Origin of the sequence: Halomonas eurihalina (assembly GCF_008274785.1) — a bacterium.
Taxonomy (GTDB): domain Bacteria; phylum Pseudomonadota; class Gammaproteobacteria; order Pseudomonadales; family Halomonadaceae; genus Halomonas; species Halomonas eurihalina.
This window is the reverse complement of sequence record NZ_VTPU01000007.1, coordinates 51,372-68,807: the sequence shown is the minus strand read 5'-3', so window position 1 is coordinate 68,807 and position 17,436 is coordinate 51,372. Positions and strand designations below refer to the sequence as shown.

The window sequence follows — 17,436 nt, the reverse complement described above, 5'->3', positions numbered from 1 at the left end:
AGGAGGGAGCGATGCGCATAGGACTTTTGCAGTGTGACGACGTGGCGCCGGAGTTGCGGGAGCGGCACGGTAACTATCCGGCGATGTTCGAGCGACTGTTCGCGTCGGTGGATCCGACGCTGACCTTCCAGGTGTGGCGCTGCCTGGATGGCGAGCTGCCGGACGATGTCGATGCGGCGGACGCCTGGCTGACGACCGGCTCCAAGTTCGGCGTCAATGACGGCATGGCCTGGATCGAGGATCTGTGTGGCTTCGTTCGACGCCTGTGGGAGGCCAACAGGCCGCTGGTCGGTATCTGCTTCGGTCACCAGCTGATCGCCAAGGCGCTGGGTGGTGAGGTCGTCAAGAGCTCCAGAGGCTGGGGCGTGGGCATGTCGTTCAATGACGTGGCACAGCGGGCCGACTGGATGGATCCATGGCAGGAAGGGCTCGATCTGGTGGTCAGTCACCAGGACCAGGTGAACACGCTACCGCCGAATGCCAGGATACTGGCGGGCAGCGATTTCTGCCCGCTGTATCTGATGCAGATCGGTGAATGTTTCCTCGGCGTGCAGGGGCACCCCGAGTTCGCCAAGGACTATTCGGCGGACCTGATGCGGCTGCGACGCGATCAGGTCGGGGCCTCCCGGGTGCGGGAAGGTCTGGCCAGCCTCAACGCGCCGGTTGACGATCAACTGATGGTGAGATGGATACTCAATTTCATGCGCCTCAGGACAACCCACCGCTGACCCACAGCCACAGGGCGATGGCGGCGAAGTGCCCGGGATACCAGCCGAGCCACAGGCGGCGCGGCATGCGTAGTGGCACTTCGGCGGGGAGGCGGTGGGCACCGGCGGCCAGCAGGAGTATTGCCAGGGTGGTGGCGACGGTGAAGGACTTGGCCATGTCGGAGCTGTTCATCAGGCCGGCGACGACCAGTATCGGCAGTGCCATGGCGGTGCTTGTCAGGCGCTCGGACAGGCTGTCGCCGCCCCGATGTAGATGCGCCAGGGCGAGCATGTAGAACGGAATCATCAACAGCCCCAGGTGGCTGTATTCGACGATGTAGCCGGCGACGGCCCAGATCGCCAGGGCGGCGCTGGCTTCGATGACCAGGCGCCGGCGCCCCAGCACGCCCCGCTCCAGGCGCTCAGGCAGGGCGCGTGCCCAGGTGCCACCGGCCAGACCAAGCGACAGCGTGAAGCAAATGTTGAGAATCAGGCCATCGGCGGCGCGGGGCATCAGCATGTAGGGCAACTGGGCGATAAGCCCGATTACCAGCACGCGTCGTGCGTAGCGCAGCGGGTTGCGGGTATTGAAGAGCCCGTGCCAGGCCACCATGGCGGCGAACAGCGGGAAGGCGATGCGCCCCAGCGATGAATCGACCCAACCTAGGCCCCAGGCGTCCGGGACCACGTAGCGAGCCAGGTGATCGAGCGTCATGGTGACCAGGGCCAGCCATTGGCCCCAGCCCGTCCAGGTGGACGATGGGCGCGTGGCAGCGGCGGTAGATGCTTGATGCATCATGATGTCCCTATCTGAAATGACGACTCCATCACTGACCGATAACGAGGCTGCGGGTTCCGCATGCAGCGCGACTGTCGATTTCTTGCACCGGATGTCGCCGTTCGCGGGCGCTCAGGCAAGCCGGCTGCGCAGCAGGCGCAATCCATTGCCGATGACCAGCAGGCTGGCCCCCAGATCGGCGAATACCGCCATCCACAGGGTGGCCTGACCGGTGAAGGCCAGCACCATGAAGACCGCCTTGATGCCAAGCGCCAGCACGATGTTCTGGACCAGCACGGCGTAGGTAGCACGGGACAGGCGCAGGAAGGTCGGCAACTTGCCGAGGTCATCGTCCATCAGCGCCACATCGGCGGTCTCGATGGCCACGTCACTGCCGGCCGCGCCCATGGAGAAGCCGATATCGGCACGGGCCAGCGCTGGTGCATCGTTGATACCGTCGCCGACCATGCCGATCAACCCGCGATGGCCGTGTTCCTCGATGATGGCGAGCTTGTCCTCGGGCAGCAGCTCGCCTCGGGCGCTGTCGATGCCGGCTTCCGTGGCGATGGCACTCACCGCGTGTCGGTTGTCGCCGGAGAGCATCAGGGTCTTCACGCCCAGGCCATGCAGTGCCTCGATGGCCGCCAGGCTGGTGGGCTTGAGTGGGTCGCGCACGGCGAACAGCGCCAGGACCCGCTCGTTGGCGCCCAGTGCCACGACGCTGGCGCCGCGACGTTCCAGTGCCTCGATGCGCTCGGCAAGCGTCGCGTCGAGCAGGCCTCGAGCATCGGCCAGCCGGCGGTTGCCGAGCCATAGCGCTTGGCCGTCGACTCGACCCTCGACACCCTGGCCGGGGCGTTCGCGGAAATCATCCACGCTGCCGTCATCTGCATCCGGTGCGACGAGGGCTCGATGAATGGCGGCGGATACGGGATGCGTCGAGCGCCCGGCGAGCAGGGCGGCCTGTTGCGCCAGGGCCTCGCGACTGCTGGCATCCGATGGCTCGTCGAGGGGCTCCCAGTGTTCCAGTGTCGGCTCGCCCCGGGTCAGGGTGCCGGTCTTGTCCAGCGCCAGCCAGCTCAGACGTCGGCCCTGTTCCAGAAAGCGGCCACCCTTGATCAGGATGCCAGCCCGAGCGGCGGCGGACAGGCCACTGACGATGGTGACTGGCGTGGAGATGACCAACGCACAGGGGCAGGCGATCACCAGCAGCACCAGGGCGCGGTAGATACCATCCAGCCAGGCGCCGCCGGCGATCCAGGGCCAGGCCAGGGCCGTGAGCACTGCCAGGGCGAAAACCACGGGCGTGTAGACGGCGGCGAAGCGGTCGATGAATCGCTGGGTGGGCGCCTGGCTGGCCTGCGCCTGCTCGACGGCATGAATGATACGGGCCAGGGTGGTGTCGCTGGCTACCCGGGTGGTGCGGATGTCGAAGTCGCCGTCGTGGTTGATGGCACCGGCGAAGACGCTGTCGCCGGGCGCCTTGTCGACGGGGAGGCTTTCGCCGGTGATCGGCGACTCGTCCAGGCTGGGATGGCCACGCACGACCTCGCCGTCCAGTGGCAGGCGCTCGCCGGGGAGTACCCGCACGATATCGCCGATGGCCACGTCCGCGGCGGCGACGTTTTCCCACTCTCCGGATGCTGCGCGTCGCCGGGCCTGGCGAGGGGCGCTGTCGAGCAGGTCGCGGATGGCGCGGCGGGCACGTTCCAGGGAGCGTGACTCGATATGCTCCGCCAGGGTGAACAGCACCATCACCATGGCGGCTTCCGACCAATGGCCGATCAGCAGGGCGCCGGTCACCGCCACGCTCATCAGGGCGTTGATGTTGAGGGTGCGGTGGCGGATCGCCACCCAGCCCTTGCGCCAGGTCGGCAAGCCCACCAGGGCGATGGCCGGCAGTGCGAGCGCCGGGGCCAGCCAGTCGGTCCAGGGCCAGGGCGTCCAACCGACGATCTCGGCGGCCAGGGCCAGGAGTGCCGCCAGTACCAGCCGCCCCCAGGGCGTATCGTCGCTTGCCGGCGGCTCATCGTCCGGGGCGCCATCGGTGTCCAGAGGGTGAGGCGTCATGCCCAGATCGCGAATGCGTGCCTGAAGTGCCTCGGTGTCGGCGTCGTGATGGTGGATGCTGAGTATCCTGGCCATCAGGTCGAATTCCAGAGCAGCGACGCCGGGCGCCGAGGTCAGGGCCTTGCGCAGCAGGGCTTCCTCGGTGGGGCAGTCCATCTCCTGGATGCGCAGGCGCAGCATCTCGCTGTCCGCCGGGACGGCCACGGCCTCGCGGGGCTCAGTGCGATGGCCACCGCAGCAGCCATGTTCATGGGCATCGGACATCTCGGACTCCGTTCGTGATATTTTGTGCAATGACACACCCTATAGTCTGTATAGGGTCAAGCCCTGGCCCTGAATTGAGTGGAGGTCGATGATGAAGATCGGTGAGCTGGCGACTCGCACGGGATGCCGGGTCGTGACCATTCGCTACTACGAGCGGGAGGGGCTGCTGCCCGAGCCGGCACGCAGCGAGGCCAATTATCGTCTCTACGGCGAGCCCCACGTCGAACGCCTGGCCTTCATTCGTCACTGCCGGGCGCTGGACATGACCCTGGACGAGATCCGCGCTCTGCTAGCGTGCCACGATGACCCAGAGGGAACCTGCCACCGGGCTGATGTCCTGATCGACGAGCACCTGACGCATGTGAAGGCGCGTATCGCCCAGCTTCAGGCCCTGGAAGACACGCTGGTGGCGCTGCGGGCGCGTTGTCAGGGGCAGCGCCCGGCCGCCGAGTGCGGCATCCTCAATGCCCTGGCGCAACCGCCGCGGGACGAGCCATTGAATGAGGACGCCGAACACGTACCCGGAACGCATCCCAGGTTGTGAACGACGCCCACGCAGCGAGACTTGACGCCAGAAACGCCAGCGGCCCCGACAGTATCGGGGCCGCTGGCGTTTTGGCTGACAGGATGTGACACCGCCGAGAGACTAAAGTGCACGGTTTGTCGCATGTGGGCCCCTTTTGTTCGTATTCAGTGCCAGAGCAGTGCTGGCTTTGTGAGAGGTTCTTAAGGGATTTGCCAACCAAGGGAATCAGAAATGAAAAAAACAATTCTGGCAACGAGTATCTCTCTGGCGCTGATGACAGCCGCTTCACAAGCCTGGTCGGATGCCCGGACACTGAAGTTTCACAGCGGGCTGGCGGAGTCACGCCCCGAGGCGGCGTCGCTGGAGCGCTTCTCCGAGCTGGTTGACGAGTATTCCGATGGCCAACTGCAGGTCGATGTCTACCATGCGGGGTCGCTGGGCCTGAAGGAAGCCGACATGCTGCGCATCATGCAGCGCGGCATGGTCGACATGGCGCTGATGTACGGGGAGTACTACAACCGCGATGCCCCGGAAATGGCGTCGATCTACGCTCAGGGTGCGATCACCGAGGCGGAGCAGCATCTCGACATCCTGCCGACCCTGCGCGAGCTGTATCGCGAGGGCTATGCCGACTGGGGCATCCACACCATCGGTGGCGTTGTCGCGCCGGTGTTTGACGTGGGCTTGCACTGCAAGGAGCCGGTCAACACCCTCGAGGGCCTGCGCGACAAGAAGGTTCGCGTCTGGTCGGGCCACCTCGTCGAGACCTTCGATCGCCTCGGCATCTCGGCCCAGGTGATTCCCCAGAACGACATGTACCTGGCGCTGCAGACCGGTGTCGTGGACTGTGCCTACTACCTCTCGACCGTGGCCAAGACGGTCTCGCTGCAGGAAGTGACCGACTACGAGGCCTATCTGCATCCCTGGGCAGCCTCTCCCTGGATGTTCGGGGTCAGCGATCGCACCTGGAACAGCCTGGATGAGCAGCAGCAGGAGATCCTGACGCGCGCTGGCGAGGAGATCTGGCAGGAGACTCGCGACCAGGCGGTGGACCCCGAGCGTGAGGCCGAGGCGCGTAAAGAGCGCGAGGCGATGGGCATCACTATGCTGCCGGCGTTCTCGGACGAGGACGTACAGACCTTCGTGGATGCGGCCTGGGAGGCCTGGCATGAGATGGCCAGTAAAGCCGGCGACGAGGGCATTCGCTACTACGACACCGTGACCGGTGAACTCCAGAGCAATTCCCAGTAAGCCGTCGTCGAGAGAGGCCTTTGATGAGAGTCTTGTCTACCTGGTTGGACAGACTGGTATACGGGGTATTCCTGATAGGCGTGTGTGGAGGGGTGTTCATGACCGGCCTCGTGCTGGTCAGTACCCTGATGAGATATCTGGCCGGGAGTCCCATCGGATTTTCCGATGAACTCTCCGGCCTGCTGTTTCTCTCCCTCTCGTTCCTGTCGCTCCCTCACGTACTGAATACCAGTCAGCACATTCGCATTGATCTGCTGGTGCGTACCTTTTCCCATCGTCTGGCCGTAGTGGCCGACATCTTCGCCAATGCGATCTTCGTCGCCTTCGCTGGGATCTTCGCCTACGAGGCCTGGGACTTCATGGTGTTCTCGCTGCAGATCGGCGCGCGTTCCGAAATCAGCGGAGTGCTGCTGTGGCCCTGGATGGCGCTGATGCCGCTGTCGATGCTGCTGTGCCTGCTGATCATCGTGAGAAACGGGCTGCGGGGGCTGTTTGGCCGAAATGCGTCATCATCCGAGGGGGGGCTGTCATGAGTTGGGCGATTCTAAGCGCCGGCCTGCTGGTCTTCCTGGGCAGCGGCGCCGTACTGGGAGCGGCCCTGGGGCTGACCGGCTTCATCCTGCTGCATTTCCAGGCTGGCGGAGCATCGGCACTGGCGATCAATTCGGCGTGGAACCTGCTGACCGAGTTCACGCTCAGTGCCGTGCCGCTGTTCATCTTCCTGGGCGATATCCTGCTGGCCAGCGGCGTCTCCACTCGGGTCTACAACGGCCTGACGCCGCTGTTCCGACGGGTTCCCGGTCAGTTGCTGCATACCAATATCGCGGTCTGCACATTGTTCGGGGCGGTGAGTGGGTCGAGCACCTCCACCGCGGCGGCGATCGGTTCAGTCGGCTATCCCGAGCTGAGCCAGCGTGGCTATTCGCCGCGCATGATCGTGGGTACGCTGGCGGCGGGCGGCACGCTCGGGCTGTTGATTCCACCCAGTTTGGCGCTGCTTATCTACGGGGCGACCCAGAATGTCTCGATCGGCAAGTTGTTCCTGGCGGGCATGCTGCCCGGCCTGATGATCGCCATGGCGTTCTTCGGTTGGATCATGGTGCGCTCGAGCTTCGGTTCGTCGGTCGCACCGCCGCGGGAGGAGGAGATGGACTGGGGCGCCGTGGGCCGAGGCCTGCTGGAAGTCTGGCCACTGCCGATCCTGATCTTCTTCGTGCTCGGCACCATCTACATGGGCATCGCGACGCCTACCGAGGCGGCGGCCCTGGGAGTGACGGCCAGCATCGTGCTGGGCCTGACCTGGGGCGATCTCAACATGCCGAAGCTGTGGGGCGCCTTCAAGCACGCGTCGATGATGTTCGGGGCCATCGCCATGATCTTGATCGGCACCGTGATCCTGTCCCAGGCGGTGAGCCTGCTCGGCCTGCCCCGGGCCGCGGTCGATGCCATCGCCGGACTGGGACTGGATCGCTACGGCATTCTGCTGATGATCGTGCTCGTCTATCTGCTGCTTGGTTGCTTCTTCGACGGCATCTCCCTGCTACTGATGACCCTGCCCATCACCTTCCCGATGGTCACCAGCCTGGGGTTCGATCCCGTCTGGTTCGGCGTCATCGTGACGCTGCTGATGGAGATCGGCATGATCACGCCGCCGGTGGGGCTCAACTTGTTCGTGCTCTGCTCGATCACGCGCAATGAGGTGACGTTGCCCGATGCCGCCTGGGCCTCGTTGCCTTATTGGTTGATTCTGCTGGGTGCGGTGGGCATCTTCACGGTCTTCCCGGAGCTGATTCTCTGGCTCCCCAATCTGATGTAGCCCGATGCTCCCGGCGGTCACGCCGAGGGGCTTTCCAGGGGTACTGAGCGCGTCGACACGCCTTGTGCCCCGCCCGGCGTCTCTCCGAGCGGTGTATACCGGCCGCGCCGGCTACTCTTCCAGTATCCCTTAATCAGGTCCGGCGAGATGACAATGCTCACCGGTCACAGATATGGCGAAAAGCGCCCAATTCGACAGTCCCCTGATCAGCAAAAACCGGGCCTTCATCGAGGTGGAGACCGGGGAGGCACCGATCGTCGACAGCCGGCGAATTGCCTTTGTCCTGTTCGAGCATTTCTCCTTGATGGCCTTCACCGGAGCGATGGATGCCCTGGTGACGGCCAATCTGGTCAAGGCACCGGTGGCGTACGAGGTCACGGTCGTGAGCATCGATGGTCGCCGGGCCATGAGCGACCTGGGCATCGAAGTCGCCGTCGACGATTCTCTGGAGGATCTCCAGGAAGAGACGCTCGATTACCTCATACTGTGCGGTGGCTATCGCCTCGAGATGCATGCAACTCCCGAGCTCAGAGCCAAACTTCGCGCCGCGGACTACGCGGGATGCATGCTGGGAGGACTATGGAACGGCGCGTATTTCATTGCCGAGGCTGGCCTGCTGGACGGATACGAATGTGCCTTCCATCCCGACGGGCGCGCCATGATGCTGGAAGAGTTCCCGGCGGTGACTGTCTCCTTGCAGAGCCATGTCCTGGATCGTGACCGGGCGAGTTGCGCCGGCGCCAACAGCTCTCTGGATATGATGCTGTCGATCATTCGTCGGGACTGCGATATAGCCTGTATCAGTGCCATCGAAGAGGTGCTGAGCTGTGACAAGGCCGCGGAGGCGATCGATACCTCCGTGATCAGCATCGACCGGGACCTGTCGCTACCGCAGTCGCTCAGGAATGCCCTGGAGCTGATGCACCACAATATCGACGAGCCGCTGTCGATCGGTGAACTGGCGATCTGTGTCGATGTCTCGAGGCGCCAACTGGAGCGTCTGTTTGGCCGCTGCCTGGAGACGACACCGGCGCGCTACTACCTGGAACTGCGCCTGACCCGGGCACGACAACTATTGCAGCAGACCAACAAGAATCTCGCCGATATCGCCGTGGCGGCGGGGTTCGTCAGTATTTCCCACTTTCGCCGCTGCTTCAGCCAGCTGTTCGGTGTTCCACCCGGGCGTTTCCGCAAAGCGTCGCGCCAGGCCCGGTGACGGCCGATCAGGCTGACTCGCATGAGAAGCCCAAACGAACGCGGCCCCTTTTCCCAGGGGCCGCGAAGCGTCGATATGCAGAAGGACGTACGTACGAGAGACTTACTCGTTGAAGTACTTGGCCTCGATTTCGGCGTAGGTGCCGTTTTCCTTCAGGGTAGCGAGCGCCTCGTTGAAGGCTTCGGCCAGCGCTTCGTCGCGCTTGCGGAAGGCAATGCCGAAGCCATCGCCGAAGTATTGCTTGGGCTCGGTGATCTGCTCGCCCACGGTCTTGTAGTCACCCGCTTCGCTGTCGAGCAGGGTGGACTTGCCCACCGGGAAGTCGAGGAAGACGATGTCCAGGCGGCCGGAATCCATGTCCAGGACCATGTCGTCGGCGGTGGCGTAGCGGTTCACGTCGGCCACGTCGCCGTACATGTCGGTGACATAGTTGTCCTGCAGCGTACCGCGTTGCACGCCGATGGACATGTCCTCGAGCGTTGTCTCGTCGGGGGTGGTGATCTCGCTGTCTGCCGGTGCGAACCAGGCGGAGGGTGGCGTGAAGTAGGGATCGGAGAACAGGACCTGCTCACGGCGTTTGTCGTTGATGGTCATCGACGACATGATAGCGTCGTACTTGCGGGCCATCAGGCCGGGGATGATGCCGTCCCAGCCCTGCACAACCCATTCGCACTCGATGCCGATCTCTTCGCACATGGCGTTGCCGAGTTCGATGTCGAAGCCGGTCAGCTCGCCGTCGGCCGTGCGGTACTCCATGGGTTCGTAGGGTACGTCGACACCGATGCGGATGTCGCGGACCTCGGCGTTGGCGACACCGGCGATCATGCTGGCGCCGAGTACGCCGATGCTCAGGAGCTTGTTGAGTTTCATGGATGTGTTCCCTTCTTGTTGATGGTTTCACCGCAGGGCGCGAGTCGCTCAGCGCCTTGGGTGATGACCTATCCACCATAGCCGAAGGCCGGGTGGGTCGAAAGACCGTGAACGAACGTCGTGAACCAACGTTCGTTCGACGCTCAGGGGGCCAGCAGGTAGCCGCTGCGGCGCACTTCGTGTCCGGCCACATCGGCCACGATCATGCCGGCCGTCGCCATGCGTCGCTGAGTGCGGGCATAGAACATGCCTCTCTGCTCGGCGCGCAGCTCATGAACCACGTCGGTGATGGGATCGATGATCTCGGCGATGAGTTCCCCGGCCTCGACGACCCGTCCGGGCTCTCTGTGGAAGACGATGAGCCCTCCCGCGGGGGCATGGAGGAAATCCATGGCGGCAAGGTCTGTGGCGGGATAGGCGAGGTCCGGTAGCGGCGGCGCCTCGCCGTCGATCAGTCCGAGATGGGTCAGCCAGTTCAGGATGGCATTGGCGTCGCGCTCGGCGAGTGTATGCTCGATGTCCTGCTGGCCACGTAGTTCCAGGGTGATGGACTGGCTGCCATAGGGAATCGGGAAGCGTTCTCCGAAGCGCTCGCGGAGGCGCTCCCATACCAGGGTGAAGCACTCGTCGAACGAGGCACCGCCGGAGTCGGTGGCCAGCATGCTGGCCTTGGCACCGTAGTAGCGCGCCAACGGCTCGAAGTCTGGCCAGGCGGCCGGTGTCGTGTAGAGATGCTCGACGGCGTTGAAGTCACAGTGTAGGTCGAGAATGAAGTCGGCGTTGCAGGCGAGCCGCTGCTGCATTAGGTGCAGGGTCTCGTGGCTGGAACTCGCCTGTCGCGTTTCCAGTGCAGCCTCGAAGCGTCGACGAATCTCCGCTTTGTTGTGCTCGGGATCCTGCGTCAGCGCCTCCGCCAGTCCCTCGGCGATCTCGTCGGTGACGTCATGGTAGCCACGATTGAAGTTGGTGACGCTCTCGAGATCGTAGCGGCCGAGGGGGGTATCCATCAGCTGCTGATCAAGGCCGATGGGGTTGGCCACCGGCACCAGTACGACGCGGGCTTGGAGACTGCTGTCGGCTTCGAGCCGGGCTAGGCGCTGTTTGAGCTTCCAGGCCACCAGCATGCCGGGCAGCTCGTCGGCATGCAGCGATGCTTGGATGTAGATGCGCTTTTCCGCATCGGCCGGCCCGTAGTGAAAGCTGTCGAGGGCACGATGCGTGCCCGGCACGGGGCTCGGCAGAGGGTGCGTATGGTGTTGCATGAGTTCGCCTCGGGAGAAAGGCGGCGGGGTAAGGGCCCGCGCCGTCCGCAGTAGGGATTACTGTTCGATCGCGATGGGTAGGGACAGGTCGTAATCGAAGTACTCGTGCATCAGTTCGTCGAAGGTGCCATCGGCATAGACCTCGCGCAGCGCCTCGTTGAATTTCTCCGCGAGCTCGCCGTCGCGTTTGTGGAAGGCGATGGCGGCTCCCTTGCCGAAGATCGACGTCGGTTCCTTGATGCTGTCGCCGATCTGCTTGAACTCGCTGTCGTCGCTGGTGAAGTCGAAGGTCTCGTCGGCCAGGGGGTAGTCCTCGAATGACAGATCCAGACGCCCGGTCATCAGGTCATTGGCGACTTCCTGGGAAGAGCTGTAGCGGCGGATATCGAGTACATCGCGGTATTGCTGGGTGACGTAGTCGTCGCGGATGGTGCCGCGCTGAACACCGACGCTCAGGCCCTCGAGGGAGTCGCGATCGTCGATATCGATGTCGCGATCGCGGCGCGTGATCCACACGCTCGGGGTGTTGTAGTAGGGAATGGAGAACAGCACCTGGCGTTCACGCTCCGGCGTGACGCCCATGGAGGAGATGATGGCATCGTACTTGCGGGCCAGTAGTCCCGGGATGATGCCGTCCCAGCCCTGTTCGACCCAGGTGCATTCGAGGTCGGCACGGTGACACAGCTCGTTGCCCAGGTCGATTTCGAAGCCTTCCAGCTCGCCGTCCGGGGCGCGCACGACGAAGGGCTCGTAAGGGACGTCGATGGCAATGCGGACGCTGCCGTCGTCGCGGGCATGGGCGGTGCCGGCGATGATGGCGGCACTCAGGAAGGTGAAGGCAAGATGCTTTTTCATTGTTAGGAGCCTCGTGGTCAACGGGTCGAGGGAATGTCTGAAGAGCCATCGGCCCGGCGGCAGAGAGCTGCGCCGGGCCAGGACTCGCGTCTCAGCCGCTGGCCGGCTTGAGATGGGCGAGTAGCCGCTTCTCCAGGTGACGGAAGAAATAGATGATCGTGAACGTCAGGCAGAGGTAGATGGCCGCGACGAACAGGAAGGCGTCGAAGGGCGCGTAGAAGCGCGCATAAACGAAACGGGCCGCCCCGGTCAGGTCCATGATGGTCACCACGCTGGCGATGGCGCTGGCATGGAGCATGAAGATCACCTCGTTGCCATAGGCCGGCAGGGCGCGGCGGAAGGCGCTGGGCAAAACGATGCGTCGCAGCATCAGGGCGCGGGACATGCCGTAGGCGCGGGCGGCCTCGATCTCGCCCTTGGGCGTCGACTTGATGGCGCCGCGGAAGATCTCGGTGGTATAGGCCCCGGTATTCAGCGTGAAGGCGATCAAGGCCGGCACGAAGGGTTTCTCGAGGATAACCCACAGCCAGGTGTCCTGGATGCCCTCGACGAAGACCACGCCGTAGTAGATCAGGTAGAGCTGGACCAGCAGCGGCGTGCCCCGGAACACGTAGCAGTAGAAGAAGATCGGCAGGCGAATCCAGGCGTGCTTGGAGCCGCGGCCGATGGCCAGTGGCACGGCCAGCACCAGGCCGATGATCAGCGAAAGGAAGACCAGTTGGACGGTGGTCACCAGCCCATCGCCATAGTAGGAGAGGGTCTGCAGGGTGAAGATGCTGTTGTCGGCCAGTTGGGCCTGCAGCCAGTTCATCAGGCTTTCCATCAGTCCGCCTCCCCGTAGCCGATGTCATAGCGCTTCTGCAGTCGCGCGAAGCCCCATTCGGAGACGCTGGCGATCAGCAGATAGACGATGGCGACGATGATCATGAAGGTGAAGGGCTCGCGGGTGGCCTTGGAGGCCTCGGCGGCCACCCGGACCATGTCGGAGAGACCGATCACCGAGACCAGCGCGGTGGTCTTGAGCAGTACCATCCAGTTGTTCGAGAGCCCTGGGAGGGCGTGGCGCATCATCTGCGGGAAACGGATGCGGCGGAACACCAGCCAGTGGGACATGCCATAGGCGCGACCGGCCTCGATCTGGCCGTTGTCCACGGCGAGGAAGGCGCCGCGAAACGTCTCGCCCATGTAGGCCCCAAAGATCAGGCCGATGGTCACCACGCCGGCGACGAATTCGTTGATGTTGATGAAGATGTCGATGTCGAACTGGGTGTAGAGCCAGTCGGTAAACATGTTGACGCCGATCTGGCCGCCGAAGAACAGCAGCATCATCAACACCAGATCGGGTACGCCCCGGATCAGGGTGGTATAGAGGGTGCCGAGGCGATGCAGCAGCCAGTTGCGTGACATCTTGGCACTGGCCGTGGCCAGGCCCAGCACGATGGCGAGTATCAGCGACAGAACCGCCAGTTCGACGGTGACCAGGGCGCCTTCCGCGAGGCGCGGGCCGTAGCCGTGCAGGTCGATCATGGGAGTCTCCTCATCCGGGTCGCCTCAGTGCTTGGGCGCCAGGAACTGCTTGAGCCGCTCGGAGGTCGGGTTGCCGAGGACCTGGTCGGGCGCCCCGGCTTCTTCGACCTGCCCCTGGTGCAGGTAGATCACCTGGGTGGAGACGTCGCGGGCGAAGGCCATCTCGTGGGTCACCACGATCATGGTGCGACCTTCCTCGGCGAGATCACGCATGACCTTGAGCACGTCGCCGACCAGTTCCGGGTCCAGCGCCGAGGTGGGCTCGTCGAACAGCATCACTTCCGGGTCCATGGCCAGCGCCCTGGCGATGGCGCCGCGCTGTTGTTGGCCACCGGAGAGCTGTGCCGGATAGTAGTCGGCGCGGTCAGCGAGGCCAACGCGCTCGAGCAGTTGCCGGGCGTGTTCGGTCGCCTCGCGCTTCGACTTGCCGAGCACATGGACCGGCGCCTCGATGACGTTCTCAAGCAGCGTCATGTGGGCCCACAGATTGAAGCTCTGAAACACCATGGAAAGCTTGGCGCGCATGTCGACGACCTGCTTCCAGTCAGCTGGCTCGCGGCCGTGTCGCGTTTCCTTGAAGCGGATGGACTCGCCGTGGACGATCAGCTCGCCTTCATTGGGTTGTTCCAGCAGATTCATGCAGCGCAGGAAGGTGCTCTTGCCGGAGCCGGAGGCTCCGATGAGGGTGATGACGTCACCCTTGTGGGCCTGCAGGGACAGGCCCTTGAGGACTTCTGTATCGCCGAAGCGCTTGGTGATGTTGCGCACTTCCAGCGGAATTGGGGTATCGGCCATGAAACGGGCTCCAGTTCGGGAAAGGTCGCCTGGGTCGGGACCGGACAGCATGTGGGCCGGCGCGAAAAGGTGGGCGATTCTAACAGGCCAGACGGTTGTCGGCAGGCCGTGTTGATCGATCGGTCATGCGACCTTGGTCTATGGAGGCGTGGGTCTCAAGCATAAAATAACTCCAAATTGTTGTTATTTTGCAGTTTTAATAACCGTTGGTGAAGCGTGTAAGGCGATGTTATTGCGTTTCGGCATCACGTGCCGGAGTGACCAGCAGGGCCGCCCGAGCGCCGAGTTCGACCCTGGCGTTGGGGAAGACCACGCGCAAGGGGGTGTCGCCGACCGTGAAATGGCCAGCCTCGGCATCCTCCGACAGGCGCGTGCCGGGAGCGAATTCGGTGAAATTCGGGGTGTCGTCGGGGAAGCATAGCTGGAAGGCCTCGGTATGGCGGATCAATTCATGCTCGACCCGGAAAAACGCTATGCGCGAAGGGGGCGCCGAAGCGGGTTCGCGCCCTTCGAGCAGGGCATCGAGCAGTTGGCCCATGGGGGCCAGGGGCGCGAGATCGTTGGCGCCAAAGGGCAGGGCGCGACCCAACTCCAGGGTGAATGCCTGTGCGCCGTGGTAATGCTTGCTGTAGTGCGAGAAGGTCCAGCTATGGTCGTGCTGATGCAGTACCGCCTGAATGTCGGCGCCGGCCAGCCATTGCCATTGCTCCGGCGTGATGACGGCATCGGCGAAGGGCTCCACTGCGAAGCGCGGGTACTGGCTATCGCGGATCGCCGTGTGCAGGTCGTAGTGCAAGCGGGTGCGGTCCGGGTGGCGGGCATAGAAGGCATCTACCGCTTCCATCAGTTGGCGCGCTCGATCCGGCTCCATGCCGTCTTCAGCCAGGTCGCGACGGAACAGGCGATTGAGGTTGGTGTTGACGAAGCGCGTACCAGCGCGGATGGCCTCGAGATTGCCGAGGATCACCAACACGGGGCTGCCCAACCGTAGCAGGCCGGCTTCCAGGCGAGCCAGGCTGGCGCCGAGCAGCTCGATGGGCGCCGTCTCGTTGCCGTGGATGCCGGCGGACAGCACCGCGGCGGGGGCCTGTGAATCGTCGGCATTCGGCGTGAGTTCGAGCAGTCCAGGGCCGAGGACACGGAAACGTCCGCCGGGGATGCCGCCCTGTGTGGGGGCCGAGACCGATCCGTCCAGACTCCGTTCCAGCCAGTCAGCCAGCATGGCGGTCGTCCCGGCTGGGCGTGAAGGCGTTGTCGATGCTCGAGCGTTGCAGGCATGGCGCGGTGATCATGTCGCTCCCGGTCGTGGTTTCGTTATTGGCCACGCTACCTTCATCACTGTCGAGGCCAGGCTCAAGCCCCGGCGTCGACTTGATGAAAGAGGCGGGTGCGATAATGAAAAGCCACGCCGGGAGCGCAGACGTCAGTGTGCTCTCAGGCGCCGCGAGCAGCGGTATAAAGTGTATAGATCGACTGGCTCGCGGTCATCAGCAGGCGATTGCGGTCCTCCCCCGTGAAGCAGACGTTGGCGCAGATCTCGGGGAGCAGAACACGGCCGATCAAGGTGCCGTCCGGGGCGAAGATACTGACGCCGTCGATGCCTTCGCCGCCGGAGGTCCCCACCCAGAGATTGCCATCCGCGTCGCAGGTCAGGCCGTCGTAACCTTCCTCGCGGCTTTCGACGAGGCGCTGCGGGTCCTGCAGGGCCTTGCCATCCTCGGCGAGGGTGAAGCGCGTGATGGTGGCCGGCTGGTCCGGATGGTGGGAAGGCGCGGTATCGGTAATGTACAGGCTGCGGCCATCCGGCCCGAGGGCGATGCCGTTGGGCTTGTACAGTTCGGTGGTCAGCACCTTGGGTTCGGCCATGCCGTCTTCCCAGTAGTAGACCGCCGTGTCCAGTTGTAGCTCGCGGCGCTGCCCTTCATAGTCGATATGGGCGCCATAGCCCGGATCGGTGAAGATCAGGCCTCCGCTCTCCAGGGCGACGACATCGTTGGGCGCATTGAGTGGCTTGTCGTCATAGCGTTCGGCCAGCACGCTCATGCTGCCGTCCCATTCGTAGCGTACGACGCGTGCGGGAGAGTGTTCGCAGGCGATCAGCCGGCCCCGGTTGTCGAAGGTGTTGCCGTTCGAGTGGCCGACCTTGTGTCGCAGCACCGAGACCTCACCGGTGACTTCATCCCAGCGCATCTGCCGGGCCCGGGGGATGTCGCTGAAGACGGCATAGCGACCCACGGCGTTCCAGGCCGGCCCCTCGAGCCACAGGCCGCCGGTCCATTGGCGTTCCAGAGGGGTATTGAACAGCATGTAACGCTCGAAACGCTCGTCGATGACCTGCCAGGTGCTGTCCGGGTAACGCGATGGTGCCGTGTTGCTGGCCATCAGGTTCGGCGCGGCGGCCGCTGCCCCGAGGGCCACGGAAGCGGTGAGAAACTGGCGTCGTTCCATTGTCATACGTGAGTTCCTTGTCGTTGTTGAATGATGGATGAACCGCGGGCAGGCCGCTCGTGCATTCATCGTATCCCGTGCTTTCATCGTATGTAGTGTTATCGATTTTGTATGTTATACATTTTGACAAGGTGCTGCCGCGCCATTGCGAGGAGGCGGAGCGGGAATGATCGACCATGACCATGGCGTCGATGCCGAGCGGCTGGCGCGTCACTATGCCGGAGCCGGAGAAGCGGAGGGGGCGAGTGGTAACGCGCTGGTCGAAAGGTTACGCCGCGCCTTCATCGACAGCGGCCGGAACCCGGATCATCTGACCCTCGATGACATCGCCGGCATCGATCAACTGCATCTGGGCGGGCGCCGAGCCAGCCGTTCGCTGGCCCGTCTCGGCGAGTTTTCGCCGGGTGTCCGCGTGCTGGACGTGGGATGCGGTACCGGCGGGGCCAGTCGGCTGCTCGCCGAGGAATTCGGTGCCAAGGTGATCGGCATCGATATCACCGCCGCTTTCGTCGAGATCGCCGGGTGGCTGAGCCGTGCCACGGGCCTGGCGACACGCACTCGATTCTGCTGTGCCGATGCCGCCCGAACGCCGCTGCCGGAGGCCTGTGTGGATGTCGTCTGGTGTCAGCACGCCTTGATGAATATGCCGAACACTGCGGCGGTACTGGCGGAATGGCGTCGCCTGCTGGCCCCTGCAGGCAGCGTGCTGTTGCACGAGGTGGTGGCCGGCGACAATCCGGCCGCCTTGACGCTGCCGGTACCTTGGGCCAGGGAATCGGCGGTCAGCCACCTGCAGACGCGCTCGGCCCTGGAGCGGAAGCTGCAAACGGCGGGTTTTCGCCCGTGCAAGATCGCCGATGTCACCGCCGAGGCACTGGCCTGGCGCCGCAAGCACGCGCGTCGCGAGCCGCGGCACCAGGCCACGCCTGTGCCGCCCGGGCCGGCCAGCCTCTTCGGTGATGGCTTCAGCGAGATGGGCCGCAACCTGCTCGACAACCTGTCTGACGATAGGGTGCGTATCATCGAGGGAGCCTGGTCGAGGCCGTAGGCA

17 protein-coding genes are annotated in these 17,436 nt (G+C 64.0%); 7 read left to right on the top strand and 10 right to left on the bottom strand.

Annotation, left to right across the window (positions count from 1 at the left end):
• Nucleotides 1-11: 11 nt before the first annotated feature.
• Nucleotides 12-728: a glutamine amidotransferase-related protein gene (locus FZZ93_RS08630; RefSeq protein WP_149321918.1), complete on the top strand. Its 717-nt coding sequence runs from the start codon at nucleotides 12-14 to the stop codon at nucleotides 726-728.
• On the opposite strand, the gene FZZ93_RS08625 is transcribed toward FZZ93_RS08630, so the two are convergent.
• Together FZZ93_RS08625 and FZZ93_RS08620 are read right to left on the bottom strand one after the other, a co-directional pair.
• Nucleotides 709-1,506 carry a TraX family protein gene (locus FZZ93_RS08625; RefSeq protein ID WP_149321917.1) on the bottom strand — a complete coding sequence of 266 codons (798 nt, stop codon included), beginning with the start codon at nucleotides 1,504-1,506 and terminating at the stop codon, nucleotides 709-711. The genes FZZ93_RS08630 and FZZ93_RS08625 overlap by 20 nt on opposite strands.
• A 111-nt stretch (nucleotides 1,507-1,617) precedes the next feature.
• The gene (locus FZZ93_RS08620) at nucleotides 1,618-3,819 is read right to left on the bottom strand and encodes a heavy metal translocating P-type ATPase (RefSeq protein ID WP_149321916.1); all 2,202 of its coding nucleotides are present in this window, start codon (nucleotides 3,817-3,819) and stop codon (nucleotides 1,618-1,620) included.
• A gap of 91 nt (nucleotides 3,820-3,910) precedes the next feature.
• Between FZZ93_RS08620 and cadR the strand changes: the two genes are divergently transcribed.
• From cadR to FZZ93_RS08595, 5 genes are all read left to right on the top strand, one after another.
• Nucleotides 3,911-4,363, top strand: a complete 453-nt coding sequence (cadR, locus tag FZZ93_RS08615; RefSeq protein WP_149322047.1) for a Cd(II)/Pb(II)-responsive transcriptional regulator — start codon at nucleotides 3,911-3,913, stop codon at nucleotides 4,361-4,363.
• Nucleotides 4,364-4,576: 213 nt separating this feature from the next.
• On the top strand, nucleotides 4,577-5,596 hold the full coding sequence (locus tag FZZ93_RS08610; protein ID WP_149321915.1) for a TRAP transporter substrate-binding protein: 1,020 nt from the start codon (nucleotides 4,577-4,579) through the stop codon (nucleotides 5,594-5,596).
• Nucleotides 5,597-5,694: 98 nt separating this feature from the next.
• Nucleotides 5,695-6,129, top strand: a complete 435-nt coding sequence (locus FZZ93_RS08605; RefSeq protein WP_246146163.1) for a TRAP transporter small permease — start codon at nucleotides 5,695-5,697, stop codon at nucleotides 6,127-6,129.
• Nucleotides 6,126-7,412, top strand: a complete 1,287-nt coding sequence (locus FZZ93_RS08600; protein ID WP_149321913.1) for a TRAP transporter large permease — start codon at nucleotides 6,126-6,128, stop codon at nucleotides 7,410-7,412. The genes FZZ93_RS08605 and FZZ93_RS08600 overlap by 4 nt, the downstream gene beginning before the upstream one ends.
• A 172-nt stretch (nucleotides 7,413-7,584) precedes the next feature.
• Entirely contained in the window at nucleotides 7,585-8,628 is a 1,044-nt protein-coding gene (locus tag FZZ93_RS08595) for a GlxA family transcriptional regulator (protein ID WP_149321912.1), read from the top strand.
• A 102-nt stretch (nucleotides 8,629-8,730) separates the two neighbouring features.
• Here FZZ93_RS08595 and FZZ93_RS08590 read toward each other — a convergent pair whose 3' ends face one another.
• The 8 genes from FZZ93_RS08590 to FZZ93_RS08555 all read right to left on the bottom strand — a co-directional run bounded on the left by FZZ93_RS08590 (nucleotide 8,731) and on the right by FZZ93_RS08555 (nucleotide 16,391).
• Entirely contained in the window at nucleotides 8,731-9,498 is a 768-nt protein-coding gene (locus FZZ93_RS08590; protein WP_149321911.1) for a transporter substrate-binding domain-containing protein, read from the bottom strand.
• 143 nt (nucleotides 9,499-9,641) lie between these two features.
• The gene (locus FZZ93_RS08585; RefSeq protein ID WP_149321910.1) at nucleotides 9,642-10,760 is read right to left on the bottom strand and encodes a succinylglutamate desuccinylase/aspartoacylase family protein; all 1,119 of its coding nucleotides are present in this window, start codon (nucleotides 10,758-10,760) and stop codon (nucleotides 9,642-9,644) included.
• 57 nt (nucleotides 10,761-10,817) lie between these two features.
• A complete protein-coding gene (locus tag FZZ93_RS08580; protein WP_149321909.1) occupies nucleotides 10,818-11,615 on the bottom strand; it encodes a transporter substrate-binding domain-containing protein in 798 nt (265 codons plus the stop codon).
• Nucleotides 11,616-11,706: 91 nt separating this feature from the next.
• Entirely contained in the window at nucleotides 11,707-12,438 is a 732-nt protein-coding gene (locus FZZ93_RS08575) for an ABC transporter permease (protein WP_149321908.1), read from the bottom strand.
• Nucleotides 12,438-13,142 carry an ABC transporter permease gene (locus tag FZZ93_RS08570; RefSeq protein ID WP_149321907.1) on the bottom strand — a complete coding sequence of 235 codons (705 nt, stop codon included), beginning with the start codon at nucleotides 13,140-13,142 and terminating at the stop codon, nucleotides 12,438-12,440. The genes FZZ93_RS08575 and FZZ93_RS08570 overlap by 1 nt, the downstream gene beginning before the upstream one ends.
• 24 nt (nucleotides 13,143-13,166) lie before the next feature.
• Entirely contained in the window at nucleotides 13,167-13,937 is a 771-nt protein-coding gene (locus tag FZZ93_RS08565; protein ID WP_149321906.1) for an ABC transporter ATP-binding protein, read from the bottom strand.
• Between the two features lie 229 nt (nucleotides 13,938-14,166).
• Nucleotides 14,167-15,159 (bottom strand): succinylglutamate desuccinylase, encoded by a 993-nt coding sequence (locus tag FZZ93_RS08560; protein ID WP_149321905.1) that lies wholly within the window; start codon nucleotides 15,157-15,159, stop codon nucleotides 14,167-14,169.
• Nucleotides 15,160-15,371: 212 nt separating this feature from the next.
• Entirely contained in the window at nucleotides 15,372-16,391 is a 1,020-nt protein-coding gene (locus tag FZZ93_RS08555; protein ID WP_149321904.1) for an SMP-30/gluconolactonase/LRE family protein, read from the bottom strand.
• Nucleotides 16,392-16,551: 160 nt separating this feature from the next.
• On the opposite strand from FZZ93_RS08555, the gene FZZ93_RS08550 reads away from it, so the two are divergent.
• Nucleotides 16,552-17,433: a class I SAM-dependent methyltransferase gene (locus tag FZZ93_RS08550; RefSeq protein ID WP_246146162.1), complete on the top strand. Its 882-nt coding sequence runs from the start codon at nucleotides 16,552-16,554 to the stop codon at nucleotides 17,431-17,433.
• The last annotated feature ends 3 nt before the right edge of the window (nucleotides 17,434-17,436 follow it).

Coding starts and splice junctions, on each gene's coding strand:
- FZZ93_RS08580 (WP_149321909.1), bottom strand. CDS start 11,615: ATGAAAAAGCATCTTGCCTTCACCTTCCTGAGTGCCGCCATCATCGCC.
- FZZ93_RS08555 (WP_149321904.1), bottom strand. CDS start 16,391: ATGACAATGGAACGACGCCAGTTTCTCACCGCTTCCGTGGCCCTCGGG.
- FZZ93_RS08590 (WP_149321911.1), bottom strand. CDS start 9,498: ATGAAACTCAACAAGCTCCTGAGCATCGGCGTACTCGGCGCCAGCATG.
- FZZ93_RS08625 (WP_149321917.1), bottom strand. CDS start 1,506: ATGATGCATCAAGCATCTACCGCCGCTGCCACGCGCCCATCGTCCACC.
- FZZ93_RS08620 (WP_149321916.1), bottom strand. CDS start 3,819: ATGTCCGATGCCCATGAACATGGCTGCTGCGGTGGCCATCGCACTGAG.
- FZZ93_RS08595 (WP_149321912.1), top strand. CDS start 7,585: ATGGCGAAAAGCGCCCAATTCGACAGTCCCCTGATCAGCAAAAACCGG.
- FZZ93_RS08550 (WP_246146162.1), top strand. CDS start 16,552: ATGATCGACCATGACCATGGCGTCGATGCCGAGCGGCTGGCGCGTCAC.
- FZZ93_RS08570 (WP_149321907.1), bottom strand. CDS start 13,142: ATGATCGACCTGCACGGCTACGGCCCGCGCCTCGCGGAAGGCGCCCTG.
- FZZ93_RS08565 (WP_149321906.1), bottom strand. CDS start 13,937: ATGGCCGATACCCCAATTCCGCTGGAAGTGCGCAACATCACCAAGCGC.
- FZZ93_RS08585 (WP_149321910.1), bottom strand. CDS start 10,760: ATGCAACACCATACGCACCCTCTGCCGAGCCCCGTGCCGGGCACGCAT.
- cadR (WP_149322047.1), top strand. CDS start 3,911: ATGAAGATCGGTGAGCTGGCGACTCGCACGGGATGCCGGGTCGTGACC.
- FZZ93_RS08560 (WP_149321905.1), bottom strand. CDS start 15,159: ATGCTGGCTGACTGGCTGGAACGGAGTCTGGACGGATCGGTCTCGGCC.
- FZZ93_RS08630 (WP_149321918.1), top strand. CDS start 12: ATGCGCATAGGACTTTTGCAGTGTGACGACGTGGCGCCGGAGTTGCGG.
- FZZ93_RS08610 (WP_149321915.1), top strand. CDS start 4,577: ATGAAAAAAACAATTCTGGCAACGAGTATCTCTCTGGCGCTGATGACA.
- FZZ93_RS08600 (WP_149321913.1), top strand. CDS start 6,126: ATGAGTTGGGCGATTCTAAGCGCCGGCCTGCTGGTCTTCCTGGGCAGC.
- FZZ93_RS08575 (WP_149321908.1), bottom strand. CDS start 12,438: ATGGAAAGCCTGATGAACTGGCTGCAGGCCCAACTGGCCGACAACAGC.
- FZZ93_RS08605 (WP_246146163.1), top strand. CDS start 5,695: ATGACCGGCCTCGTGCTGGTCAGTACCCTGATGAGATATCTGGCCGGG.